At 48.0% G+C, this 23,200-nt stretch carries 26 protein-coding genes; all 26 read left to right on the forward strand.

Annotated features, from left to right (window positions below):
• The first annotated feature begins 19 nt into the window (after positions 1 to 19).
• The 26 genes from ACFORK_RS06195 (at position 20) to ACFORK_RS06320 (ending at position 23,138) form a co-directional block, all read left to right on the forward strand.
• Positions 20 to 1,498: a flagellar hook-length control protein FliK gene (locus ACFORK_RS06195; RefSeq protein WP_379196714.1), complete on the forward strand. Its 1,479-nt coding sequence runs from the start codon at positions 20 to 22 to the stop codon at positions 1,496 to 1,498.
• Positions 1,499 to 1,523: 25 nt separating this feature from the next.
• Positions 1,524 to 2,075 carry a flagellar hook capping FlgD N-terminal domain-containing protein gene (locus tag ACFORK_RS06200; RefSeq protein WP_379196716.1) on the forward strand — a complete coding sequence of 184 codons (552 nt, stop codon included), beginning with the start codon at positions 1,524 to 1,526 and terminating at the stop codon, positions 2,073 to 2,075.
• A complete protein-coding gene (locus ACFORK_RS06205) occupies positions 2,072 to 2,455 on the forward strand; it encodes a TIGR02530 family flagellar biosynthesis protein (RefSeq protein WP_379196718.1) in 384 nt (127 codons plus the stop codon). Before ACFORK_RS06200 ends, ACFORK_RS06205 begins: the two co-directional genes overlap by 4 nt.
• A 121-nt stretch (positions 2,456 to 2,576) precedes the next feature.
• Positions 2,577 to 3,395 (forward strand): flagellar basal body rod protein FlgG, encoded by an 819-nt coding sequence (gene flgG, locus ACFORK_RS06210; protein WP_379196720.1) that lies wholly within the window; start codon positions 2,577 to 2,579, stop codon positions 3,393 to 3,395.
• Between the two features lie 236 nt (positions 3,396 to 3,631).
• On the forward strand, positions 3,632 to 3,856 hold the full coding sequence (locus ACFORK_RS06215; RefSeq protein WP_379196722.1) for a flagellar FlbD family protein: 225 nt from the start codon (positions 3,632 to 3,634) through the stop codon (positions 3,854 to 3,856).
• Positions 3,853 to 4,320: a flagellar basal body-associated FliL family protein gene (locus tag ACFORK_RS06220; protein ID WP_379196724.1), complete on the forward strand. Its 468-nt coding sequence runs from the start codon at positions 3,853 to 3,855 to the stop codon at positions 4,318 to 4,320. The genes ACFORK_RS06215 and ACFORK_RS06220 overlap by 4 nt, the downstream gene beginning before the upstream one ends.
• Before the next feature lie 38 nt (positions 4,321 to 4,358).
• A complete protein-coding gene (gene fliM, locus ACFORK_RS06225; RefSeq protein WP_379196727.1) occupies positions 4,359 to 5,357 on the forward strand; it encodes a flagellar motor switch protein FliM in 999 nt (332 codons plus the stop codon).
• The gene (gene fliY, locus ACFORK_RS06230; RefSeq protein WP_379196729.1) at positions 5,347 to 6,645 is read left to right on the forward strand and encodes a flagellar motor switch phosphatase FliY; all 1,299 of its coding nucleotides are present in this window, start codon (positions 5,347 to 5,349) and stop codon (positions 6,643 to 6,645) included. The genes fliM and fliY overlap by 11 nt, the downstream gene beginning before the upstream one ends.
• A gap of 25 nt (positions 6,646 to 6,670) precedes the next feature.
• The gene (locus tag ACFORK_RS06235; RefSeq protein WP_066362129.1) at positions 6,671 to 7,036 is read left to right on the forward strand and encodes a response regulator; all 366 of its coding nucleotides are present in this window, start codon (positions 6,671 to 6,673) and stop codon (positions 7,034 to 7,036) included.
• Positions 7,037 to 7,045: 9 nt separating this feature from the next.
• Positions 7,046 to 7,573: a flagellar biosynthetic protein FliO gene (locus ACFORK_RS06240; RefSeq protein ID WP_379196732.1), complete on the forward strand. Its 528-nt coding sequence runs from the start codon at positions 7,046 to 7,048 to the stop codon at positions 7,571 to 7,573.
• On the forward strand, positions 7,570 to 8,334 hold the full coding sequence (fliP, locus tag ACFORK_RS06245) for a flagellar type III secretion system pore protein FliP (protein WP_379196734.1): 765 nt from the start codon (positions 7,570 to 7,572) through the stop codon (positions 8,332 to 8,334). Before ACFORK_RS06240 ends, fliP begins: the two co-directional genes overlap by 4 nt.
• A gap of 22 nt (positions 8,335 to 8,356) precedes the next feature.
• Positions 8,357 to 8,629, forward strand: a complete 273-nt coding sequence (fliQ, locus tag ACFORK_RS06250) for a flagellar biosynthesis protein FliQ (protein WP_379196736.1) — start codon at positions 8,357 to 8,359, stop codon at positions 8,627 to 8,629.
• Between the two features lie 5 nt (positions 8,630 to 8,634).
• Entirely contained in the window at positions 8,635 to 9,420 is a 786-nt protein-coding gene (fliR, locus tag ACFORK_RS06255) for a flagellar biosynthetic protein FliR (protein WP_379196738.1), read from the forward strand.
• A 22-nt stretch (positions 9,421 to 9,442) separates the two neighbouring features.
• A complete protein-coding gene (gene flhB / locus ACFORK_RS06260) occupies positions 9,443 to 10,537 on the forward strand; it encodes a flagellar biosynthesis protein FlhB (RefSeq protein WP_379196740.1) in 1,095 nt (364 codons plus the stop codon).
• A gap of 20 nt (positions 10,538 to 10,557) precedes the next feature.
• A complete protein-coding gene (flhA, locus tag ACFORK_RS06265) occupies positions 10,558 to 12,591 on the forward strand; it encodes a flagellar biosynthesis protein FlhA (RefSeq protein WP_379196742.1) in 2,034 nt (677 codons plus the stop codon).
• The gene (gene flhF, locus ACFORK_RS06270; protein WP_379196744.1) at positions 12,588 to 13,979 is read left to right on the forward strand and encodes a flagellar biosynthesis GTPase FlhF; all 1,392 of its coding nucleotides are present in this window, start codon (positions 12,588 to 12,590) and stop codon (positions 13,977 to 13,979) included. Before flhA ends, flhF begins: the two co-directional genes overlap by 4 nt.
• Positions 13,979 to 14,857, forward strand: a complete 879-nt coding sequence (locus ACFORK_RS06275) for a MinD/ParA family protein (RefSeq protein WP_379196746.1) — start codon at positions 13,979 to 13,981, stop codon at positions 14,855 to 14,857. The genes flhF and ACFORK_RS06275 overlap by 1 nt, the downstream gene beginning before the upstream one ends.
• 37 nt (positions 14,858 to 14,894) lie before the next feature.
• Positions 14,895 to 16,295, forward strand: a complete 1,401-nt coding sequence (locus ACFORK_RS06280; protein WP_379196748.1) for a protein-glutamate methylesterase/protein-glutamine glutaminase — start codon at positions 14,895 to 14,897, stop codon at positions 16,293 to 16,295.
• A gap of 34 nt (positions 16,296 to 16,329) precedes the next feature.
• Positions 16,330 to 18,426: a chemotaxis protein CheW gene (locus ACFORK_RS06285; RefSeq protein WP_379196750.1), complete on the forward strand. Its 2,097-nt coding sequence runs from the start codon at positions 16,330 to 16,332 to the stop codon at positions 18,424 to 18,426.
• A gap of 27 nt (positions 18,427 to 18,453) precedes the next feature.
• Positions 18,454 to 18,915 (forward strand): chemotaxis protein CheW, encoded by a 462-nt coding sequence (locus ACFORK_RS06290; protein WP_379196752.1) that lies wholly within the window; start codon positions 18,454 to 18,456, stop codon positions 18,913 to 18,915.
• A 36-nt stretch (positions 18,916 to 18,951) separates the two neighbouring features.
• Positions 18,952 to 19,545, forward strand: coding sequence for a chemotaxis protein CheC (locus tag ACFORK_RS06295; protein WP_379197146.1), 594 nt, complete (start codon positions 18,952 to 18,954; stop codon positions 19,543 to 19,545).
• The gene (locus ACFORK_RS06300) at positions 19,538 to 20,032 is read left to right on the forward strand and encodes a chemotaxis protein CheD (RefSeq protein WP_379196754.1); all 495 of its coding nucleotides are present in this window, start codon (positions 19,538 to 19,540) and stop codon (positions 20,030 to 20,032) included. Before ACFORK_RS06295 ends, ACFORK_RS06300 begins: the two co-directional genes overlap by 8 nt.
• A gap of 2 nt (positions 20,033 to 20,034) precedes the next feature.
• The gene (locus tag ACFORK_RS06305; RefSeq protein ID WP_379196756.1) at positions 20,035 to 20,451 is read left to right on the forward strand and encodes a hypothetical protein; all 417 of its coding nucleotides are present in this window, start codon (positions 20,035 to 20,037) and stop codon (positions 20,449 to 20,451) included.
• An 88-nt stretch (positions 20,452 to 20,539) separates the two neighbouring features.
• Positions 20,540 to 21,328: a FliA/WhiG family RNA polymerase sigma factor gene (locus ACFORK_RS06310; protein WP_379196758.1), complete on the forward strand. Its 789-nt coding sequence runs from the start codon at positions 20,540 to 20,542 to the stop codon at positions 21,326 to 21,328.
• Between the two features lie 30 nt (positions 21,329 to 21,358).
• The gene (locus tag ACFORK_RS06315; protein WP_379196760.1) at positions 21,359 to 22,762 is read left to right on the forward strand and encodes a flagellar assembly protein A; all 1,404 of its coding nucleotides are present in this window, start codon (positions 21,359 to 21,361) and stop codon (positions 22,760 to 22,762) included.
• A gap of 64 nt (positions 22,763 to 22,826) precedes the next feature.
• Positions 22,827 to 23,138, forward strand: coding sequence for a hypothetical protein (locus tag ACFORK_RS06320; protein WP_379196762.1), 312 nt, complete (start codon positions 22,827 to 22,829; stop codon positions 23,136 to 23,138).
• Positions 23,139 to 23,200: the final 62 nt, after the last annotated feature.

Raw genomic sequence — 23,200 nt, forward strand, 5'->3', positions numbered from 1 at the left:
GAGGAGGTGAACAATAACAATGAGCTTGATTATTCAATCCCTTATGGGCAGCAATGCGCTGACAGGGAGTTCCCAGTCAGGGGCTTCAGCAGGTTCTACTACAACACAGCCGTTCGCCCAGACACTTGTTCAGACGATGGGTGCAAAAGATGCGTCAGCTACCCCACAGTCTTTGGGAAGCTTAACTTCTTTGCTAATGGGACTACTTGGTGCTACGCAGCAAACAGTAAGTGAATCTGGCGATCAACAAGGTCAACAGACGCCAGAAGATTTGTTAAATGCAGTGACAGAGGAATTGGAGAAGCAGGATGACAAGATTAGCAGTGATCCTGTGCTGCAAGCGGCATTGCAAGGATGGTTGATTTTGGTATCGGCGGCAGGAAACTCGTTCCAGGAGTTAACGGAGGATGGACATCTTAAAGGCGGAGGCCTTGAGGGAAGTTTACCGCCACTGGCTCAGCACTCAGCCACTTTGCGCTTCGCCCTTCAGGATGAGCTTCATAATCTGGTCAACGTGATTCAACAATCAGCGGATAAAGGCGACGAAGTTGCAGTAGCCAAAGGTGTTGAACTGGTAAAACAGCTGTCAGCAATGCTAGAACTAGTAGCGCCATCTGTTGATCAAACGAAAACTGCAAATGGTCCTCTCGTTGATACATCCACGGCAGCAGTTGAACAGCTCCTAGGTGTAGAAAGTAAGACTAAGTCTCAAGATAAAGCAGTGCCTGTGCTTCGTTATAGTCCAGTGGACGCGACGGCAGCTAAAGGTGCGACGTCATCTTCTCAAACTGCGATACAGCAGGGAACGACCGAAGAACAGCCTGACACCCCAACTGTTTCAGGAGCTAAAGCAGTAACAGCTGTTGCTGCTAAAGGTGTTGCTAAAGAAGAAGAGTCTGCACAAGTAAAACCAACAGAAGCTGGCGAGCATGAAATCGTTACGGCGGGTCAGTTGTCACTTCGCAATGGGATCACTGCTATGCATAAAGCGGAAGCTCCTTCACCACAGGTTCCTGTACATCAGTTTGCCGAGGAAATGACAGGCTTTATTACAGGAAAGCTGGAGATTGTGAGAAAGGGCAGTGCTGCTGAAGCTACGATTTCATTGTTTCCGGAACATCTTGGACAGGTTGATGTCAAAATTACAATGCAAAACGGTCACCTGGTCGCACAGTTCATGACTGAGCATGCTGCCACCAAAGATATGCTGGAGCAGCAAATGACTCAGCTACGTGCTGCGTTGCAGTCCCAGGGCCTACAGGTGGAGAAACTGGAAGTAACTCAGAACAATGCACCGCTGCATTCCCAATTCGGCCAGGAAGGCCGTCAGCCCGGTTCAGGTGGGCAACAGTCCGGCAACAACCGTTCGAAGCAGCGCAGTGAAGATACCGGAGATGCCGTTCTTGCAGCGGAGCTTACTGGTGATTGGAGAGACTGGGTAGCGGGCGAAGGAAGCGGAGAACGTAATCACGGAGGTTCCTTCTCAGCTAAAATCTAAACATGAGGAAGAGAGGTGAACGGCGATGACTACAACACCACCACCGGTATCGAACAGAGACCAGTGGAATTACAATCCTGAGAACAACAATAAGAAGACTACCGGTGATTCCAAGTTAGGAAAAGATCAGTTTCTGAAAATTCTGATTACCCAGTTGCAGAATCAAAATCCGCTGCAACCGATGGAGGATAAAGAATTTATTGCTCAGATGGCACAGTTTACCTCGGTTGAGCAGTTGACGAATATCTCGAAGCAGCTAACGGAAATGAACCAGTCACTTGGCTCTGTTTCTGGATTGATCGGCAAGGAAATAACTTGGATGGATAGTAAGAGCTTGGAGAAATCCGGCAAAGTGGATTCCATTCTGGTGAGTAACGGCCTTCAGTATGCGGTGGTCGGCAATGACAAAATTGCGTTGAGTGACATTACCAAAATTCAGAATGAAGTGCCAAAAGCTGAGGATACACCAGACAATGGAACTGGTGATAATGAAGCAACTCCAGTCGATACCAAGGCGAAAGCCAATGATGCTAATGACACCTCGGTCAATGACAAGGAGAGCGGGGCGGAGCAATGAGTGACCGGATGACCATAGGTCAGATGTATCCGGCAGCCGTCCATCCTTCAATCCTGCAGCGACCGTCTGTTGCCAAAGATGCAGCATCCCCGGAATCATCTTTTGAGAGCATGCTGCAGCGGAATATGCTGAAATTCAGCAACCATGCCGCTAAGAGATTGGAACAAAGAGGGATTGAACTTGGAAGTCGTCAGTTGGATGAAATTTCATCCGCAGTAGACAAAGCTGCTGCCAAGGGAAGCAAAGAGTCATTGATATTAATGAAGGATATGGCGCTGATCGTCAGCGTACCTAACCGCACAGTGGTTACAGCTATGGATGGCAACTCGATGAAAGACAACGTGTTTACGCAAATTGATAGTGCAGTGATTATATCTTAAACCGGCCGGTCCTAACGGAGAGCCGGAGTGACCGCCGACCGACTGAAGCGGTCCTAAGCTCTGATTAAGCTTTACATTCCACGGGTCGTATAGACTCTATAATCTGGGAGGACGACATTAAATGTTAAGATCAATGTATTCTGGGGTTTCAGGAATGCGCGGTTTCCAAACCAAGCTTGATGTCATCGGTAACAACATTGCAAATGTCAACACTGTAGGTTTCAAATCCGGTCGTGTGATGTTTAAGGATATCATGAGTCAAACGGTATCCGGTGTTACGGCTCCAACCGATGGCGGACAAGGCGGGGTGAATGCGAAGCAGGTAGGTCTTGGTGTAAGCATTGGTTCTATTGATACGATGCATCTTCAGGGCAGTGCGATGACCACGAACAATCCAACTGACCTGCGGATTGATGGGGATGGATTTTTCCTCGTAAAACTGTCAGGAGATCAGGAAACTCCTTTTCTGACCCGTGCAGGAGATTTTCGTCCAGATGCGGCCGGTAATCTCTTGACTGCTGACGGTCTGCATGTTGTGGATTCCAACGGAGACCCCATTCAGTTCGGTGACGACGTAACGGCATTTTCCATCTCCAGTGACGGCACAATTATCTTATCTAGAGCAGACGGCACAACCGAGCCAGGACCTCAACTCGGAATCGGTAAAGTTGCCAATCCGCAAGGTCTGGAGAAAATCGGGGGGAATCTGTACCGGATGACCCTGAATGCTAACCCGGATGGCGCACTTGAGCCTACCACTGCGAACAATGCTGAAGCCGGAACTGGCTCCATTGTTGCAGGTCAGCTGGAGATGTCCAATGTGGATCTCACTGGTGAGTTTACGGAAATGATCGTGACACAGCGCGGTTTCCAGGCCAACTCACGGATTATCACGACTTCTGACGAAATTCTGCAGGAAGTTGTGAATCTGAAGCGTTAATTTTAAATAACGTTATTAATGAATCAATTTCATAATGCGGATTTCAATCCGAATAGGTGCAATATCTAGTTATACCAAAACCATGTGCAACTAGATATCGATGATTAGACGCTCACTTATGGATTTATGAAAATGATTCAATAGCTTGCTATTATAAATTATAACGTTCGCCAATGGCGAGGATGCACAATCGGGGGAGAGGTTCTCCTCTCCCTATTTTTGTTAGGAGGCCTGTCATGATTTCCGTAACAAGATTAAATGGTACACCCATGTGGCTGAATGCCCTGCTGGTGGAGATGGTTGAGGAAGGCCCGGACACGTATGTTACGCTGGTAACGGGAAAGAGACTGATCGTGCTTGAAAAAGCCGATGAGGTTATTGCAAAAATCCGTGATTACAACAAGGACATCGGCACGAATGCTGCCACCATTAAATTCCAAAGTATGGAGGAGCTTTCATGAAAAAGATGCTGCCTTGGCTCATTACAATTCTACTCGCAATCACTTTGATCGTAGTGGCTGCGTTTCTGTTATGGGACAAGCTATTCCCAAGCAATCCCAATGATGTGAATCAAGCCGTGCAAAATGTGCAGACGAAGCATTTAAATGCGGATGAGATTGTCGCACTAACGGCTGAAATCAAGGACATCAAAACTAATTCAGCTGACCCCGATTATATCGTTTTAATAAATTTGGCTTTTCAACTGGATTCTGTGAAATCCAAAGAAGCTTTTGAGAAGATCCAAGAGATTAAGATCAAACCTATTATTATCAAGACACTTGCGGACTCAAAACCAGAAGAGTTGAATGGTGCAAGCGGGAAAGATCAGCTTGCCAGCAAGCTAGTCAATCTGATTAACAAAGCATTGACTGAAGGTAAGCTGACCCAGATTGAAGTTACCAATTTCGTACTTGCAAGACAGTAGTAACCGGGGGATAAATCCTTGATGGGGGGGTGATTGAATTGGTTGATGTACTTTCACAAAACGAAATTGATGCTCTGCTTGCTGCATTGTCATCCGGTGAAATGGATGCCGATGAGCTTAAGAAAGAAGAAACACAGAAAAAGATTCGCTCCTATGACTTCAAACGGGCCGTACGTTTTTCGAAAGATCATATCCGTAGCCTTACGCGGATTCATGAGAATTTTGCCCGCTATCTAACAACGTACTTTTCAGCCCAATTGCGCACGTTTGTGCAGATCAATGTCGTTCAGGTGGAGCAGCTCCCTTATGATGAGTTTATCCGCTCCATTCCAAAAATGACGATTTTGAATATTTTTGAAGCTGAGCCCCTGGAAGGGCGAATGGTTATGGAGGTACACCCGAATATCGCCTTTGCCATGCTTGACAGGCTTCTAGGTGGTTTCGGAACCGCGCCATCCAAAATCACTTCGTTAACCGAAATTGAAACAACGATTATGGAGCGTATTTTCAGCCGATGCTTTGAAAGTTTGCAGGAGGCCTGGAAGACGGTTCTGGATATTGAGCCGCGTATGGAAGCACTGGAGACCAATCCACAGTTTATGCAGATCGTGTCGCCTAATGAGACGATTGCTCTGATATCCTTAAGCACTAAAATCGGGGATACCACTGGGATGATCAACCTATGTATTCCTCACGTGGTGCTGGAGCCAATCATGTCCCGACTTTCGGTGCACCAATGGTTTGTTTCAGAGAAGAAGACGAGAGATCCAGAAGAAATTAATGCTATAAGAGAACGGGTGCACAAGGCGCAGCTGCCGATTGTGGCTGAGCTTGGTGAATCCAGGCTGTCCATAGCCGAGTTTCTCGGACTTAGTGTCGGTGATGTAATCTCGCTGAACAGAAATGTGGATTCTGGATTGTCGATTAAGGTAGGAAACAAGCTGAAATTCATTGGAAGCCCCGGCATGATTAAGGATCGGGTAGCGGTGCAAATAGACGAGATTGTCCATGAAGGAGTTGAGGAACTTGACGAGTAAAGACTACTTATCCCAGGAAGAAATCGACGCTCTTCTGCGACAATCTGCGGAGGGCACGATGCCTGCCGCGGTAAAGACGGTGGATGATTTTTTAACACCGTTTGAACAGGATGCCTTGGGTGAAATAGGGAATATAACGTTTGGTAGCGCGGCCACTGCATTGTCCACATTGCTGGGCAAGAAAGTTGATATTACAACACCTCAAGTATCAATTATTACACGGGGTGAGTTTGAAGAGACATTTCCTAAGCCGCATGTGGCTGTTCATGTACAATATGTCGACGGGTTCCAAGGAATTAATTCGCTTGTGATCAAGATCCGTGATGCACAGGTCATTGCTGATCTGATGCTTGGCGGAGAAGGTGAACCTAAGGAAGAAGAGCTGAATGAAATCCATATCAGTGCGGTTCAGGAAGCCATGAACCAGATGATGGGTTCTTCCGCAACGTCGATGTCGACCATTTTCAATCGGTTTGTTAATATCTCGCCACCGGGGATTGACATTCTTAACATGTCCAGCGGTGAAGGGGTAGGAAGTCTTCCTGATGAAGAGACACTGATTCGCATTGCTTTCCGGCTTAGAATCGGTGACTTGATCGATTCGACGATTATGCAGCTTCTGCCGGTGCGCTTTGCCAAAGATATGGTTACGATGCTGATTGGTGATGTAGCTCCTTCTGAGCAGGAGACAGCTGCTGCGGCCACGCTGCCCCCACCGGCTCCAGCTCAACAACCGGCTCCAGAAGCACCTCCGGTGCAGCAGGCGCCGCCACAGCAGCCTCAGGGCGCGGCTCAGCAGCCTTACCCGCAGCAGGGAGTGCCTCCGTATCCGGGAATGCCGGAAGGTGGCTACTATTATCCGCCGCAAGGAATGCCTGCTTATGGAATGCCGCCATACGGGGTGCCGCCGCAAGGAATGCCTTACGCGCAGACACCGCCGCCGGCTAGCCCGCCACAGAATCGCAATGTCAACGTTCAGCCGGTGCAATTCGCCAATCTTAGTGGGGGCGCCTTCGGCAACATTGACGAAAATAATTTAAATTTATTGATGGACATACCACTGAAAGTCACCGTAGAATTAGGAAGGACCCAGAAGCAGATTAAAGATATTTTGGAAATGTCGCAGGGTTCGATTATCGAGCTGGACAAGCTAGCCGGTGAGCCTGTGGACATCCTGGTTAACAACAAACTTATTGCCAAAGGGGAAGTCGTAGTTATCGACGAGAACTTCGGTGTTCGTGTTACGGATATCGTCAGCCAGTGGGACCGTATTCAAAAATTACAATAGCGTACTTAGGGAGGATTTAGTAAAAATGGCTAATCGAATTCTAATCGTGGACGATGCAGCATTTATGAGAATGATGATCCGGGACATTTTGACCAAAAACGGATTTGAAGTAGTGGGCGAAGCCCAGGACGGTTCTCAAGCCATCGAGAAATTTAAGGAACTTCGTCCAGATCTGATCACGATGGATATTACCATGCCTGAGATGGACGGAATCGCCGCCCTGAAAGAGATCAAAAAAGTGGATGCAAGCGCCAAGGTTATTATGTGTTCAGCCATGGGCCAGCAGGCTATGGTTATCGATGCAATTCAAGCGGGTGCCAAGGACTTTATCGTGAAGCCATTCCAGGCAGACCGTGTTATTGAAGCGATAAACAAAACGCTGGGCGTATAGGAAACAGTTATGCCGAGCAACACAGAACCGCTTGGAACGGGTAACAACCTGCTGAACTTGCTTAACGTTATTTTAGTGCTTGCGGTGATCATAGTTCTTATTGTGCTGCTGATCCGCTTTCTTGGCCGCCGCAATCAGACTTGGATGAGCGGACGCTCCATGCGCACACTTGGTGCGGTGGGGCTTGGTCCGGGCAAGTCGATGCAGGTCATTGAGGTTGGGAGCAGCCTGTACCTGATCGGAGTCGGAGAGGACGTATCCATATTGGATAAGGTGACCGACCCGGATGAGGTAGCGTTGATTATCTCGGCTTTCGAGGACCAGTCCTCAGGCCGTAACAACTTTCTCGTGCCGCTTATCTCCAAATTTAGAAATAGGCAGCGCGGGGAAGTTTCATCTCAGGAAATCGAACTTAGTGAAACATCGTCCTTTTATGAGACACTTCAATCCAAGCTTCGCTCTGCGCCTGAGCGCAAAGAGAAGATGGAGGAGCTGCTTCGGGAAGATGCCGCCAAGAATGAGTCGAGGGATTTATGAAAAAAAAGCTAATTCTCGCTTTTCTGCTGCTCAGTAGCCTTAGCATTCTTATGATTCATACGATGCACGCTGATCCTATCCCTAATATCAATGTTCAAATTGGGGGTAATAATAGTTCCAGCGGGGGAACCAGTTCCATATCCATATTGCTACTTATTACGGTTCTGAGTGTTGCCCCGGCATTTGTTATCCTGATGACCAGCTTTACCCGGATTGTCATTGTGCTGGGCTTTGTCAGAACCTCGCTCGGTACACAGCAGATGCCGCCCAACCAGGTACTTGTGGGGCTTGCTCTTTTCCTGACGCTTTTCGTGATGGCTCCGACATTTTCGACCATTAACGAGACGGCACTGCAGCCTTATATGAAAGGTACAATTACCCAGAGCGAGGCGCTGAACAAGGCAGCTGATCCAATGAAGGAATTCATGTTCAAGCAGACGAATTCCAAAGACCTGTTACTATTTATGAAATATACAGGGTATACGGGGACAGACAAGCCGGCTACATACAGCGACATCCCATTAACAGTCATTGTGCCTGCTTTTGCAATCGGTGAAATGAAAAAAGCATTTACTATGGGTTTTCTTATTTTCATACCATTCTTAATTATTGATATTGTGGTAGCCAGCACCCTGATGGCAATGGGGATGATGATGCTACCGCCCGTAATGATCTCATTACCTTTCAAAATTATGCTCTTTGTACTGGTAGACGGCTGGTACCTGGTCATAAAATCACTGCTATTGAGCTTTAACACCTGACGTTTATGAGGAGGCATAGGGGATGAATACGGAGTTTATTATCGGCCTAGCTGGCCAAGCCGTATATATCGTGCTGGAAGTCAGCGCGCCCATGCTGATTCTGGGTCTGACGGTTGGGCTAATTATCAGTATCTTTCAAGCTACGACACAGATTCAGGAGCAAACGCTAGCGTTTGTTCCCAAAATCGTCGCAGTATTGCTGGCCTTGCTGCTGTTCGGGCCTTGGATCATTACGAAATTGGTCGACTTTACAAGCCAGATTTTGGGCAATCTCCATATGTACATCGGTAAGTAACGGATATGGAGATCATGCTGCAAAGTTTTCCCGTCTTTCTGTTGTTTTTTTGTCGAATTTCAGCATTTTTTGTTGTCGTACCTGTGTTTTCATCTAATGGGGTGCCAATGACCTTCAAGATAGGCCTTTCCTTTTTTGTGTCACTGATAGTGTTTAGTGCAAGTGGAACTGGATTGGTTGTCCCGCAGGATCTTAGCTATATCCTATTGATTGCCAAAGAGATTTTAGTTGGACTCCTGCTAGGTTTTATAGGTTACCTCATCTTTATGGCGATACAAACGGCGGGCTCCTTTATTGATATCCAAATTGGCTTCGGGATTGCGAATGTCATTGATCCAATGACTGGCGCGTCCGCACCGATTTTCGGTAACTTCAAGTATATGATTGCGCTGCTAATGTTCCTGAGCATGAACGGACATCATTATCTGCTCGATGCAATTGTGTACAGCTATAATTGGGTTCCTATTAATAATGATCTATTCCTAAAAATGATAGACGGCAGCTTGTCGGAATTCCTTGTGCGTACATTTACTCAATCATTTATCCTTGCTTTTCAAATGTCTGCGCCCTTGGTGGCGGCATTGTTTCTGACAGATATAGGTCTTGCTTTTCTGGCGAGAACGGCTCCGCAATACAATGTATTTGTGATTGGGGTTCCGCTTAAAATCATTATTGGTCTGGCACTTTTGCTTGTGCTGATGCCAGGACTGGCAGTTCTTTTCAGAAGCATGTTCGATATTTTGTTTGAATCCATGCACAACTTGCTGAAGCTGATGGGGAGTAGTCCATAGGTGACCATAAGGAGAGATAGTTATGCCGCAGCCTAGGCGCTATAAACTGGATCTTCAGCATTTCGGGGGAGAAAAAACAGAAAAAGCCACCCCTAAGAAACGACAGGATGCGCGCAAAAAAGGCCAGGTGGCCAAAAGTGCGGAGCTGTCGGGTGCTGTTGTGCTGTTATCCGCAGTGCTAAGTTTATCCATGTTTGGCGGTTATATGAAGGAACGCTTCATGGACTTGTATATGGATGTTTTTCAAAACAGGATGCTACAGGAAATTTCATCTGAGAATGTGATGAAAATGTTCAGCGGGTACGGAGTACAGGTTCTATTACTGCTGGCTCCACTGCTCGGAATTACATTTATAATGGCATTAGTATCCAATATCATGCAGGTCGGGTTTATGGCCTCCGGACAAGGGTTAACCCCCAAGTTCAGTAAAATTAATCCGATCAAAGGGTTTAAAAATATTTTTTCCATGCGTTCGCTTGTGGAATTTCTGAAATCCATCCTCAAGCTGCTGCTGATCGCTTATCTGGTCTACAGTACGTTATGGGGACAAAAAAGAAGCATCATGTCACTGTCGCATATCGATACGGAAGGAATCTTCAAATTCGTAGCCAAACTAACGTTGACGCTCGGACTTAAGATAGGCGTGGTGCTGATGGTACTGGCTCTTCTCGATTATATGTATCAGAAATATGAGCATGAGAAGAGTCTCAAAATGTCCAAACAGGATATCAAGGATGAATATAAGAAAATGGAGGGTGACCCTCTAATTAAAGGCAAGATCAGGGAACGCCAACGCAGGATGGCTATGCAGCGGATGATGCAGGAAGTTCCTAAAGCGGATGTGATCATTACGAACCCGACGCACTTTGCAGTAGCGCTGAAATATGACGGCTCCATGATGGAGGCGCCACAGATTATTGCCAAGGGCCAGGACTACGTGGCACTCCGAATCCGGGAGCTGGCCAAGGAGCATGGCGTTGTGACTATGGAAAACAAGCCGCTTGCACGGGCGCTGTTCCAGAGGGCTGAAATCGGGGATACCGTCCCTGCAGATTTGTTCCAGGCAGTTGCCGAAGTACTGGCGTATGTATACAAGCTTAAAGGCAAGAAGAGATAAGACGGGGGAGGTTAAGGACATTGAAAGCTAGAGATCTATCTGTTTTAGTGGGCATCATCGGTATAGTGCTTATGATGATTCTGCCTATCCCGTCCTGGCTTCTGGACGTTTTACTAGTTATCAATATTTCAGTTGCGTTAACCATCATATTGGTGGCCATGAATACCAAGGAAGCCTTGCAGTTTTCAATCTTTCCAGCATTGCTTCTGATTACAACGCTTTTCCGTCTGGCATTGAACATTTCGACAACCAAGCTGATTCTTTCTAAAGGGGATGCAGGTGCCGTAGTTGCTACCTTTGGTAGCTGGATTGCCGGCGGACAGATTGCAGTCGGTTTTGTCGTGTTCCTGATTCTCGTAGTTGTTCAATTTATAGTTATTACCAAAGGTTCTGAGCGCGTAGCTGAGGTAGGCGCGAGATTCACACTCGATGCGATGCCCGGAAAGCAGATGAGTATAGATGCCGACCTCAATGCCGGCATGATTAATGAACAGCAGGCTCGTGAGCGTCGTCAAAAAGTAGAACGCGAGGCAGACTTCTACGGAGCGATGGACGGGGCCAGTAAGTTTGTTAAAGGAGATGCTATTGCCAGCATCATTATCCTCCTAATCAACTTGATAGGCGGATTTATCATCGGGATGGTTGTGCATGGAATGCCTTTTGGTGACGCACTGTCAACCTATTCCGTACTGACGATTGGTGACGGGTTGGTTAGCCAAATTCCTGCCTTGCTCATTTCGACGGCTGCCGGCTTGATTGTTACCCGTGCTTCTTCGGAAGGAAATTTGGCCGAGGATTTGACAGGACAATTATTGTCTTATCCGAAGCTGCTCTACATTGTAGCTGTAACGGTAGCCTTCCTAGGATTGTTTACTCCAATTCATCTCACTACAACGTTGCCGTTAGCTGGACTGATGGCCTTTGCGGCTTATCGGATGAGTCAGAATCTCAATCGGAAGCAGATTGCGGAAGAACAGCTTGTGGAAGAAAAGCAGATCGAAGAAGTGCGTAGTCCCGAAAGTGTTATTAACTTGCTTTCCGTCGATCCGATCGAGTTCGAATTTGGCTACGGCTTGATTCCTTTGGCAGATACAGGCCAGGGTGGCGACCTACTCGACAGAATTATCATGATTAGGCGGCAATGTGCACTAGAAATGGGACTTGTAGTGCCTGTTATTCGCATTCGCGACAATATTCAACTAAAACCGAACGAATACGTCATCAAAATTAAAGGAAATAACGTTGGCGGCGGTGAATTATTACTTAATCACTATCTTGCTATGAGCCCAGGATATGATGATGAGTCCATCAACGGAATTGAAACCGTGGAACCTTCTTTCGGACTGCCGGCTCTATGGATTGATGAATCAGTCAAAGAACGTGCCGAGTTGTCAGGATATACCGTGGTTGATCCTCCGTCTGTAGTGGCTACACATCTTACCGAACTGATTAAGCGTCATGGGCATGAACTGCTCGGACGTCAGGAAACCAAAATGCTGGTCGACAATTTACGGGAAAATTACCCTGTACTTGTGGATGAGCTCATTCCTTCAGTATTGGCCATTGGTGATGTACAGAAGGTGCTGGGGAAATTGCTTCGTGAGAAGATTTCCATTCGGGATCTCGTAACCATCTTCGAGACGCTCGCAGATTATGGAACCTACACCAAGGATCCTGACATTCTAACCGAGTATGTGCGTCAATCCTTGTCGAGACAAATCACTCAGCAGTTTTCCCAGATTGGGGAGACGCTGCGGGTAATTACCGTAGGGCCGACACTGGAAAAGAAAATCTCTGAAAGTGTGCAGCAATCGGAACAGGGCAGCTATCTCGCGCTGGATCCGGTGTCCACACAAACGGTCTATCAGCGACTGACCGAGCAGATCAATCGCCTGCTTCAGTCAGGACAGCAACCGATTGTGCTGACCTCACCGAATATTCGCATGTATTTGCGGCAGGTGATTGAACGCACGATGCAGGATATCCCAGTGCTCTCCTACAGCGAGCTGGAACCGAACATTGAAATTCAAAGCGTTGGAGTGGTGAATCTATGAGAGTGAAGCGTTATGTGGTGGATACAATGCCTGACGCCATGTTGTCCATCCGTAATGAGCTTGGCAGCGACGCCGTCATTCTTAGTACCAAAGAGATCAAAGTAGGCGGATTTATCGGACTCTTCCAAAAGAAAAAGATAGAAGTGGTTGCTGCCGTAGAGAAGGAGCAGAAGCCTGTTGTTCCGGCCAAGCCGCCAGCGCCTTCTCTGAGCATACCGCGCAATGCCGTTCCTCAGGCGTATAAAAAAGCTTCTGCGACGCCGCTTGCTGCTGAAGAGCAGAAAGCCCCTGAGGAGAACCGCACATTTGCCGAGATTGCCGCAGCACTGTCTGAGGCGATAGGCATTCAGGAGGCACCTGTTGTGCCAGCGCCTGCCTTGCGCCAAGAAACACCTTCGACTACGGGGGAGCTGAGGCAGACTTTGCTGAGCAAGGAGCCTGAGTCCCCGCTCCTAAATGTCGACTTCATGGAGGAAGCGAGAAGGCCTACCTTAAATGAAGCACCAGGTCCTGACCCTGAGGTGTTGCGTGAAATCCGCGAAATGAAGCAGTGGATGGAACGGATTGCAAGGCACTCCTCAGTATCGCGTGATTTGCCGGATCGTCTGGAGATCCTGCGGAGTCAACTGGTAGATCAGGAGTTGGATACGGTACTGGTGGAAGAATGGATTAGCACTATTTTTGACCGCTGGAATGAAGAAGGGCGAACCTGGAGGTCTGAACAGTTCGACGAAAGTCTGGCTGAACAGATCAGTAGCTTTCTCACTGGCCGTGTAGGTCAAGGGATACGCCCGAATACTCAGATCGTGTACATTGCCGGACCTACAGGCGTCGGTAAAACAACGACAATCGCGAAGCTGGCCGCAGAGCAGTTATTCAAGTATGGCCGCAAAGTGGGCTTGATCACTTCGGATACATACCGGATATCGGCTGTAGATCAGCTGCGAACCTATGCGTCTATTCTGAACATTCCACTGGAAGTAGTTCAATCGCCCGGTGATTTGCAGCGGGCGATGTTTCGACTCGAAAGCTGCGACCTCGTACTGATGGATACGGCAGGACGTAATTATCGCAATGAGCTGCTCGTTGCTGAATTGCAGAGTCTGTTGGCCAAGGAATTGAGGAGCGAGACCTACCTGGTTCTCAGCATGACCTCCAAGAGCCGGGATATGAAGAAGATTGCCGAGCATTTCGGCAGGTATCCGCTGGATAAAGTAATCTTTACGAAGCTGGATGAAACGGGAAGCTACGGCCCTCTTTTCAATGTGCTGAATGATTTTCCGTTGACCTTGTCCTACTTGACCAATGGGCAGAACGTTCCGGAGGATCTGTTGCTTGCCTCTGAAGAAGAACTGTCAGATATGCTGCTGGGAATAGGTGGACATTAATGGATCAAGCGCAAGCTTTAAGACATCTTGTGTCCAGGCAAGACCCCAAGCGTATGACCATGGAAGGATCAAGTGCTCGGATCATAACAGTCTGCAGTGGAAAAGGCGGCGTTGGCAAATCGAATTTTACGCTGAATTTTGCGTTAGCCCTGCAATCGCTGGGTAAGAAAGTACTTTTATTTGACGCTGACATCGGGATGGCGAACATAGATGTGTTGATGGGGGTATCACCCAAATATAACCTCTATCATTTGCTGACAAGAGAAGCCGATATTAGCCGGGTTGTTCAGCTCGGTCCGCAAGATCTTCCTTTTATCGCAGGCGGTTCCGGTATGGACGAGCTGTTCTCGCTCTCCGAGAACGATCTCAATTATTTTACTAACCAGATTGCCGAGATTGCTGACAGCATGGATTATATTTTGTTTGATACAGGTGCTGGTTTGTCCAAGGAAACAATGAAGTTCATTTCGACTGCCGATGACTGTCTGGTGGTCACCACCCCGGAGCCAACGGCAATAACCGACGCCTACGCATTAATGAAAGTAGTACATAACTCTCATCCCGATGTTTCCTTCAGACTTATTGTCAATCAGGCCGGGGACATACGGGAAGCTGCAGCAACTAGTGACAAAATTAGAATGGCGGCAAGCCGATTTTTACAGTTGAATCTTCCTTTCCTGGGTCATATCAGCAGTGATTCCCATGTGGTCCAGGCTGTGAAAAGACAAGTGCCGTTCATTCTGGCCTTTCCAAACTGCGCAGCATCCAAAGACGTTCATCTTCTAGCCGTTCGTTATTTGGCAAGCGATGCCGTCATAGAAACCAAAGTCCAGGGAATTAAGGGGTTTATTCGCAAGTGGTTAATACGAAACAAGTAGTACATGTTCTGAATTCAGGAACAGAGGTGGAAATGATATGAAGCCATATAAAGTTTTGGTTGTTGATGATTCTGCATTTATGCGCAAGATCATTTCCGATTTGATTGAAAACGATGCTGACTTTCAGGTAACGGCAACCGCAGCCAATGGCCGTGAGGCGATTGAAAAGGTAAACGAGCTATGCCCAGACCTTGTGACCATGGATGTGGAAATGCCGGAAATGAACGGCCTGGAAGCGCTGAAAATAATCATGGCCGAGCGTCCGCTTCCCGTAATTATGCTGTCAGGCATCAACGAGGAAGGCATGAAGGAGACCATTCTTGCTCTGGAGTGGGGCGCCTTCGACTTTATTCGCAAGCCATCGATTTCCAGTTCGCAGGATATCATCACTGTTGGGGAATCGCTGCGTGAGCAGATGAAGGAAGCGATGCTGGCCCGACATCAGAGACAAGTCAGAGAGACAGCTATTCAAGCCATCGAAGTTACACCTATTGAGCCTGTAGCGCCGCAGATCATTAAACCAAGCATACAGGATGTTAGAAAGAATCTGGAGCTTCATGTTCCAAAAACTGAGTTAACGACAAGTAAGCCTGCCGAAGCAGAGAGGCGGATTAAGCCTGCAGAGGTGCTGGGCACAGCCAAGCCTATACAGAAAAAGGTTGCGCCGGAGAACAAAGCTACAAAGAAGGCGGTTCTTCCGCCACCAGCTTCTCCCAAGCCTGCCTCCGAGAAGTTCAGGAATCGCCTCAAATTAGAGCGCGAGTCTATACATGCACTCCGTTCACAATCGGAAGCCATTGCAGAACCAGTAGCGGTGACTGGCGCCACGAGCACAGATCGGAGATCCACTTCTGCAAAAGGATTATGCAAAATCGTCGCTGTAGGTTGTTCAACAGGTGGGCCGCGAGCTTTGAAGGCACTGCTAGAGAACATTCCGGCCGATTTCCCGGCTCCGATCGTGATTGTGCAGCATATGCCGCCTAACTTCACGAAATCGCTGGCACAGCGGCTCAATACCTTCAGTCCGCTGGAAGTAGCGGAGGCGGAGCAGGGTATGATATTGCGGCAGGGGGCCGCGTATATCGCCCCGGGTGGCTATCACATGAAGGTTGTTCCAACTGCCAGCGGGCAATATACCCTTTCACTTACAAAGGAAGAGGCTCGCAATGGCCATCGGCCATCTGTAGATACATTATTTGAATCCTTGCTTCCGCTTACGTCGCTGGAACGTCATGCTGTACTCATGACAGGGATGGGAAGTGATGGAGCACGAATGATGAAGGCTCTCCATGACTCAGGCGTTTCTTCAACCTTTGCCGAGAGTGAAGAGACCTGCGTTGTATATGGAATGCCACGCTCTGCGGTTGAACTGCAGTGCGTTAGACATATCCTGCCTTTGCAGGAAATAGCTCCAAGACTGGTGCAAGCCGTTAATTAACGGAAAAGCGAACTCGAAGGGGAGGTACCCGCTTATGGACATGAATCAGTATTTATCCATGTTTATTGATGAGTCAAATGATCATCTGCAGTCATTGAACGAAAATATGATGGGGTTGGAAGCAAATCCTGAGGATCTGAGTATCGTACAGGTAATCTTCCGCTCTGCCCATACCTTAAAAGGTATGGCGGCAACTATGGGCTTTGAGGATTTGGCTTCACTTACTCACCAAATGGAGAACGTGCTTGATTTGGTGCGCAACAACAAGCTGAAGATGCAGGATTTCATTTTTGACACCTTGTTTAAAAGTCTAGATGCCTTAGAATCCATGGTTCAGGACATTACTGGGGGCGGAGAAGGTAGAGCTGATGTCTCTAGCATCGTAGCCGATCTTCAGGCCATAGTTCGCGGCGAAATTCCTACTGCGGGTGGGGCAGCGGCTGGAAATGCTCCGGCTGCTTCTAAGCAGGCTGAGACTCCGATACATCTGGATGAGTTCCAGTTCTCAGTCCTGGAGCAGTCTATTCAGGAAGGCCATAAGGTCATGTTCGTAGAGGTTACAATTCGTGAAGATTGTCAGCTTAAAGCGGTACGCTCTTACATGGTGTTTGATCTCTTGGAACGTTCCGGTGAAGTCGTTAAATCCTTCCCTTCCGTTCAAGATATTGAGCAGGAAAAATTTGATCACAGCTTTTCGCTTTATTACATAACCCAAAAGGATGCTAGTGAAATTCAGGCCATGATCCTGAACCTGTCGGAAATTGACAAGGTAACTGCTGTTGCGCTGGATCAAGAATCCTTGCATCAGCTTGGTCAGGATGTAGCCGCGGCCGCATCCGAAGTGGCTGCCGCTGCATCTGAGGTAGCAGTGGCTGTGGAAGCCCCTTCCCCGCCAACTGCTGCTTCCACTCCAGCACCAAAAGTGGCTGCTAAAGAGGAAGGAGCCAAGTCACCAGCCGCTGGTCGAACGGGAGGTACGCCGTCACGGACCATCCGCGTGGATATTGAACGTCTGGATGTCTTGATGAACCTGTTCAGTGAACTTCTTATTGACCGCGTCCGTTTGGAACAGTTGGCTTCGGAAATACAAAGCGGTGATCTTACTGAAACAGTAGAGCATATGAGCCGAGTTAGCGCCGATTTGCAAAATATTGTAATGAAGCTGCGCATGGTGCCGGTGGATACTGTATTCAACCGGTTCCCGCGGATGATTCGCGACCTTGCTAAATCATTGGACAAGAAAGTTGATCTTGTTATTACTGGTGCCGAGACCGAGATGGATAGAACCGTCATTGATGAAATCGGCGATCCGCTCGTGCATTTACTACGCAATGCCGTTGACCATGGGATCGAATCTGTTGCTGACCGGATTGCTGCTGGTAAGCCGGAGACTGGAACGGTTAACCTGCGTGCATTCCATAGCGGTAACCATGTATTTATTGAGATTGAAGAGGATGGAAGAGGGATTATCCCTGAGAACGTCCTTAAGTCTGCTGTTAAGAAAGGGATTCTTACCCAAGAGCAAGCGGCAAGCAAGACGGATGAAGAAGCTTATCAAATGTTGTTCGCCCCGGGCTTCAGTACGGCGGAAGTCATCTCCGACGTTTCCGGACGTGGCGTGGGACTAGACGTTGTTAAAGCCAAAATTACTGCGCTGGGCGGCAATGTTACCATTTACTCCACACCGGGTAAAGGAACTAACTTCTCGGTACAGCTTCCACTTACACTTTCGATCATTGCGGCAATGATGATTAAGCTCGGATCGGAGAAGTATGCGATTCCGTTGTCCTCGATTGTAGAGACGGGCATCATTAAGCAATCTCAAATTCGCACCATTCATGGTAACAAAATGCTGGAGTTCCGAGGCAGCCATATTCCGCTTGTTTCCTTGAGTCGTTTATTCTCCATACCTGATTATGATGAGAGTACCGAGGAAGAGACGGAGATCGTTGTAGTTCGTAAGGGAGAACGCCTCGTGGCTCTAGCGGTAGAAGACTTTATCGGGCAGAACGAGATTGTAATCAAGAATCTCGGCAAATATCTGCCAGAGATTCAAGGTATCTCCGGCGCTACGATTCTTGGTGACGGACAGGTTGCACTCATTATTGATCCGAACGCTTTTATTAAATAACTAGGATAGAACAGGGAGGTTCATTCCATGGCTGAAGATATTAAAGTGATAGTGTTCAAACTAGGTACCGAAGAATACGGCATTGAAGTGGATAAGGTACAGACTATCGAGCGTATGATGCCGATTACACGTGTGCCAAAGACGTATTCTTTTATCAAGGGAGTAATCAATTTGCGTGGGGTAGTTATCCCTGTTATTGATCTTCGCGGTCGCTTCGGCATTGCCGAGGCCGAGCATACGGACCAGACTAGAGTGATTATAGTAGCTGTGAACGAGATGGAAGTAGGCTTTATCGTAGATTCCGCCAATGATGTCATTGACCTTAACCGGGATTCCATTGATACACCTCCCGATGTTGTGGGTGGCATCAAAGCCAAGTACTTGGACGGGGTGGCCAAAATCGGGGAAGACCGTCTGCTGATCATGCTCAATTTGTCCGAGGTGCTCAACAAGAGCGAAATCGTACAATTGGAAGGCCTGGAGGGCTAACCAGTGGAGTTGTTCAAAAACTTCAAGGATTTCAAAATGGATGTGCTCAAGGAAGTCGGGAATATCGGAGCTGGGAACGCTGCCACCGCGTTATCCCAGCTGCTGGGTAAACCGATTGATATGGCCGTACCAAAGGTCCAACTGCTCAATTTTGAGGAAATTACTGAAAAAGTGGGCGGAGCCGAAGAATTGGTATATGCCGTATTCCTGCGGGTCGAAGGTGAAGCACCTGGCAATCTGTTCTTCATTCTTACACCGGAAGCCGCCGTCAATCTGCTCAGTCGTGTGGCAGGGATCGAGCTGTCTGGTGGGGAAGAATTGAGCGAGATGGAATTATCCGCATTGAACGAGATCGGTAACATTTTGGCAGGTTCCTATCTGTCCTCGCTAGCCGACTTCACTTCACTCACGATGTACCCGACGGTGCCGGCACTGGCCATGGATATGGCCGGTGCTATTCTGGGCTATGGGCTGCTACAGTTTGGACAAATGGGGGATGATGCTTTGCTGATAGATACGACGTTTCTAGAGGGGCAGGATGAGATCGAAGGGCAGTTCTTCCTCATCCCCGATCCGGAATCGTTCCCGAAAATCTTCAAATCTCTGGGAGTTCCTTTCGACAATGATTGATGTACAAACCATCATAAAGGTAGGCATGGCAGATCTTAATGTCGGGAATGAGGGTCTGATCCGTACAACTGGACTTGGCTCCTGTGTAGGATTGACCCTCTATGATCCAGGCAAAAAGATAGCGGGCATGGCACATGTAATGCTGCCCTCCTCGGAAATTGCCAGGGAGGGGCAGCTCAATATCGCCAAGTTCGCCGATACAGCTGTGCCAGAACTGCTGAATCGTCTGCTGTCGCTTGGGGCGGTTCGCAGCCGAATCGTCGCCAAGATGGCGGGGGGCTCGCAAATGTTTGCCTTTGCTGGAGGGAGTGACACCATGAGGATCGGGCCTCGTAATGTGGAATCCTGTAAGCATTCGCTTGAAGCTTTGAACATTCCGTTAATCGCTGAAGATACCGGCGGCAATTATGGCCGTACGATAGAGATCGCCTGCAGCACTGGAGTCTTGTATATCCGAAGTGTGCAAAAAGGCGCTAAGGAAATATAATCATGATTGGAAATATTTTGATAAATTTGCTGTCTGGCGTGGTAGGCTTTGTGCTTACCTTCCTTGTCACTTACGGGAATAATTTACTAATGACCAGCCTGATTCGAGGGTCATTTGGATTTATTACCTGGTTCTTGCTTGCATTTCTTCTTAGATGGGTATTGGGTATTATGATGAAACAGACGGAACCGGAAGAACTCACGGACCCTGCTGGCGGGGACGGCGAAGAAGCGCTGGGTGCCAGACTGAATATCAGCACTCCGGATGAGGATGAGGAATTGAAGAGTTTATTGATGCCAAAGCCGGCGGTAGGGGACGGGGATAACGGAGGATTTACTCCGCTAAAACCACCTAAGCTGGTCACCATGAAAGATCCTGAAGAATTGGCCAAGGCCGTTCGTCACCTGAAGGAAGAATAAGGTAGTGCTGCAGGAACCGGAATTCGGCCAAGCTGTACGGTTCCTCATTCAGGGCACACTGACTAAACTTTGGGAAGGGTGAAAGCTGTTGAACGAGCGTAAAGCTTCTCAGTCGGAGATAGACGGGCTATGGGCGCAGTGGAAAGAACAAGGCGATCCTGAAGCGAAGAAAAAGCTGATTGAGAGTTATCTCCATATTGTAGATTACGTATCCAGCCGTTTGGCTGTGGGGTTGCCCAAGAATGTCTCCAAGGATGACTTAGCGAGCAATGGTGTTATGGGGTTGATTGATGCCATTGAAAAATTCGATTATAAGCGCGGGCTCCAGTTCCAGACCTATGCCTCCTGGCGGGTGCGTGGGGCGATCCTTGATTCTTTACGCCAGAGTGACTGGGTTCCCCGGTCGGTGCGGGAAAAAGCGAAAAAAATCGAGGATGCTTATCAGCAGATGGAACAGAAATATTTACGATCTGTTACGGACGAAGAAATGAGTCAATACCTGAACATTAGCGAGCAAGAATTTCAAAATATGCTGCAGGATGTGGCCGTTATGTCACTCTGCTCACTGGAAGACCCTATTCGCGAAGAAGAATCGGAGACCCGAATGTCCATCCTGGTGGATGATAAGGCCAAGAACCCGGATCGCAAGGTAAACGAATTTTATTTGCGTGAGACCCTTACCAAAGGCATTGAGAAACTAACGGTGAAAGAACGGACCGTTGTGTCCCTTTTATATTATGAAGATTTGTCTTTAAGCGAAATTGCCGAGGTTATGTCATTATCCCCCTCGAGGATTTCGCAGCTCCATTCTAAAGCCATTTTGCGGCTGAGGGGTACGCTGGAGAAAAGCCGGGATCTTCTTATGCAAAACGATTAACCGTACTACGGTGACAAGGGGGAGTATAATTTGATCGGTCATTATGCTTTGAATCAGTACCTGAGCATTACTTTCTCGGATGACAAGGGCATTGCTTATCTCCAGTTTTCCAAAAAAGACGAGAATTTTTCCTGTTCGATCGAAGATCTGGAGGCCTTTCTGCACAGTCATAATATCAGATATGGTATTGAGCGGGATATTGTCCAGCGTATTAGTACTCATCCCGAGGAGTATTTCTTCAATAGAGTACCTATTGCGATTGGAGACTCCGCCGAGAATGGTACGGATGGACGAGTTGTTCTTACCATTGATATGGAGGAAGACCGTGGGCCTGCCGAGAAGGCTGACGGCAAGGTCGACTACAAAGATTTGGTCCGGCTGCAGAATGTCCGTAAAGGCCAACTGATCGCCAAGACCATTCCTCCATTAGCTGGCAAACCAGGCAAAATGGTGACGGGCGAAGAGCTACCGTTCAAAGCTGGGCGTGAGGCCCAGTTTAAAGTGGGTAAAAATGTCCTGGTCAGCAATGAAGAGACTTCTATGTATGCTGCAATTGATGGTCTTGTGACGATTACGGATAAAGGCAAAATCAATGTTTTTCCGGTGTATGAAGTCAACGGTGACGTAGATTACAGTACCGGAAATATTGATTTTGTGGGTACCGTTGTTATCCGCGGCAATGTCCTCACTGGGTTCTCTGTCAAATCGGACGGCGATATTCGGGTGGTCGGCGGAGTGGAAGGCGCGGAACTAATCGCCGGGGGCTCCATTGAGATTACGGGCGGTATTATCGGTTATCACAAGGGACATGTTAGCGCTGGTAAGAATGTGAAAGTGTCCTTTATCCAGGATGGTAATGTGACTGCAGGCGAAGACGTTATTGTCTCACAGAGCATTATGCATTCCGATATACGTGCAGGGCATGATGTGATTTGCAATGGCACGAAAGGTCTAATTGTCGGCGGAACCGTTCAAGCTGGTGAGCGGGTGGTTGCACGGACAATCGGTAACACGATGTCGACGGCAACAGCCATTGAAGTGGGCGTATTGCCAGAGCTGAGAAATGAGATCAATGATCTTCGTCAACAGTTACGCCAGCTGCTTGAGAATGACGATAAGACCTCCAAGGCGCTTTATTTGCTGAATCAATTGGCGAACAGCGGTCAGCTGTCTCCCGATAAAATAGCACTTCGTGTCAAGCTCAATGCCACCAAACAATCCCATCAGCGGGAAGAGGCAAGAATTAAGGGCCGGGTACTTGAGATTGAGAGAATGCTAGAAGATACGGGTAGAGCCAGAGTAGAGGCTGTAAAGACGATATACGGAGGCTGCAAAATCGTAATTGGCAGATACACCAGATTTGTAAAAGACCCTACAGAGCGGGTCGTTTTCGCATACAGCGAAGGGGATATCTCAATCACGCCGTATATCTAACTCAGGCGGGCAGCAGCAGCGGCCGGCCATTTACAAATTCTTATTTTGTGAAAAGAGGGTCGACATGAGTCTAAAACCGGTGGAGTTGCAAATTGCTGTGCCTCGGACAACAGAGGCGGGAAGAATTCAGAACGAGCTTCAGCATCGTCCTGCAGCAGACCAGCAGCAGCTAGCTGCACAGAATGTTAAGCAAAGCCAGGAAATGACTCAACGCACTGCGGAAGTCGATGATTCTTCAGAGACTGCCTTACGTGATGATGGTGGACGCGGCAACAACTCTGGTGGGCATTCCTCGCAGGAGAAAGGTCACAAATCAGATGGAAGCCGTGATGCCGAACATCCGTACAAAGGGCGTCGCATAGATTTGAGCCTATAATTATATAAGACGAACAACAGAAAATAACAAGAAGCGAGAAGGAACGAAGGGGGAAGTATGGA

This window comes from Paenibacillus sp. GCM10012306 (assembly GCF_042649265.1).
GTDB lineage: Bacteria > Bacillota > Bacilli > Paenibacillales > Paenibacillaceae > Paenibacillus_AQ.

What these genes read in the sequence shown, in the direction of transcription:
- ACFORK_RS06195 (WP_379196714.1), top strand. Translation starts at nt 20, where the DNA reads ATGAGCTTGATTATTCAATCCCTTATGGGCAGCAATGCGCTGACAGGG.
- ACFORK_RS06200 (WP_379196716.1), top strand. Translation starts at nt 1,524, where the DNA reads ATGACTACAACACCACCACCGGTATCGAACAGAGACCAGTGGAATTAC.
- ACFORK_RS06205 (WP_379196718.1), top strand. Translation starts at nt 2,072, where the DNA reads ATGAGTGACCGGATGACCATAGGTCAGATGTATCCGGCAGCCGTCCAT.
- flgG (WP_379196720.1), top strand. Translation starts at nt 2,577, where the DNA reads ATGTTAAGATCAATGTATTCTGGGGTTTCAGGAATGCGCGGTTTCCAA.
- ACFORK_RS06215 (WP_379196722.1), top strand. Translation starts at nt 3,632, where the DNA reads ATGATTTCCGTAACAAGATTAAATGGTACACCCATGTGGCTGAATGCC.
- ACFORK_RS06220 (WP_379196724.1), top strand. Translation starts at nt 3,853, where the DNA reads ATGAAAAAGATGCTGCCTTGGCTCATTACAATTCTACTCGCAATCACT.
- ACFORK_RS06235 (WP_066362129.1), top strand. Translation starts at nt 6,671, where the DNA reads ATGGCTAATCGAATTCTAATCGTGGACGATGCAGCATTTATGAGAATG.
- ACFORK_RS06240 (WP_379196732.1), top strand. Translation starts at nt 7,046, where the DNA reads ATGCCGAGCAACACAGAACCGCTTGGAACGGGTAACAACCTGCTGAAC.
- fliP (WP_379196734.1), top strand. Translation starts at nt 7,570, where the DNA reads ATGAAAAAAAAGCTAATTCTCGCTTTTCTGCTGCTCAGTAGCCTTAGC.
- fliQ (WP_379196736.1), top strand. Translation starts at nt 8,357, where the DNA reads ATGAATACGGAGTTTATTATCGGCCTAGCTGGCCAAGCCGTATATATC.
- fliR (WP_379196738.1), top strand. Translation starts at nt 8,635, where the DNA reads ATGGAGATCATGCTGCAAAGTTTTCCCGTCTTTCTGTTGTTTTTTTGT.
- flhB (WP_379196740.1), top strand. Translation starts at nt 9,443, where the DNA reads ATGCCGCAGCCTAGGCGCTATAAACTGGATCTTCAGCATTTCGGGGGA.
- flhF (WP_379196744.1), top strand. Translation starts at nt 12,588, where the DNA reads ATGAGAGTGAAGCGTTATGTGGTGGATACAATGCCTGACGCCATGTTG.
- ACFORK_RS06275 (WP_379196746.1), top strand. Translation starts at nt 13,979, where the DNA reads ATGGATCAAGCGCAAGCTTTAAGACATCTTGTGTCCAGGCAAGACCCC.
- ACFORK_RS06280 (WP_379196748.1), top strand. Translation starts at nt 14,895, where the DNA reads ATGAAGCCATATAAAGTTTTGGTTGTTGATGATTCTGCATTTATGCGC.
- ACFORK_RS06285 (WP_379196750.1), top strand. Translation starts at nt 16,330, where the DNA reads ATGGACATGAATCAGTATTTATCCATGTTTATTGATGAGTCAAATGAT.
- ACFORK_RS06290 (WP_379196752.1), top strand. Translation starts at nt 18,454, where the DNA reads ATGGCTGAAGATATTAAAGTGATAGTGTTCAAACTAGGTACCGAAGAA.
- ACFORK_RS06295 (WP_379197146.1), top strand. Translation starts at nt 18,952, where the DNA reads ATGGATGTGCTCAAGGAAGTCGGGAATATCGGAGCTGGGAACGCTGCC.
- ACFORK_RS06300 (WP_379196754.1), top strand. Translation starts at nt 19,538, where the DNA reads ATGATTGATGTACAAACCATCATAAAGGTAGGCATGGCAGATCTTAAT.
- ACFORK_RS06305 (WP_379196756.1), top strand. Translation starts at nt 20,035, where the DNA reads ATGATTGGAAATATTTTGATAAATTTGCTGTCTGGCGTGGTAGGCTTT.
- ACFORK_RS06320 (WP_379196762.1), top strand. Translation starts at nt 22,827, where the DNA reads ATGAGTCTAAAACCGGTGGAGTTGCAAATTGCTGTGCCTCGGACAACA.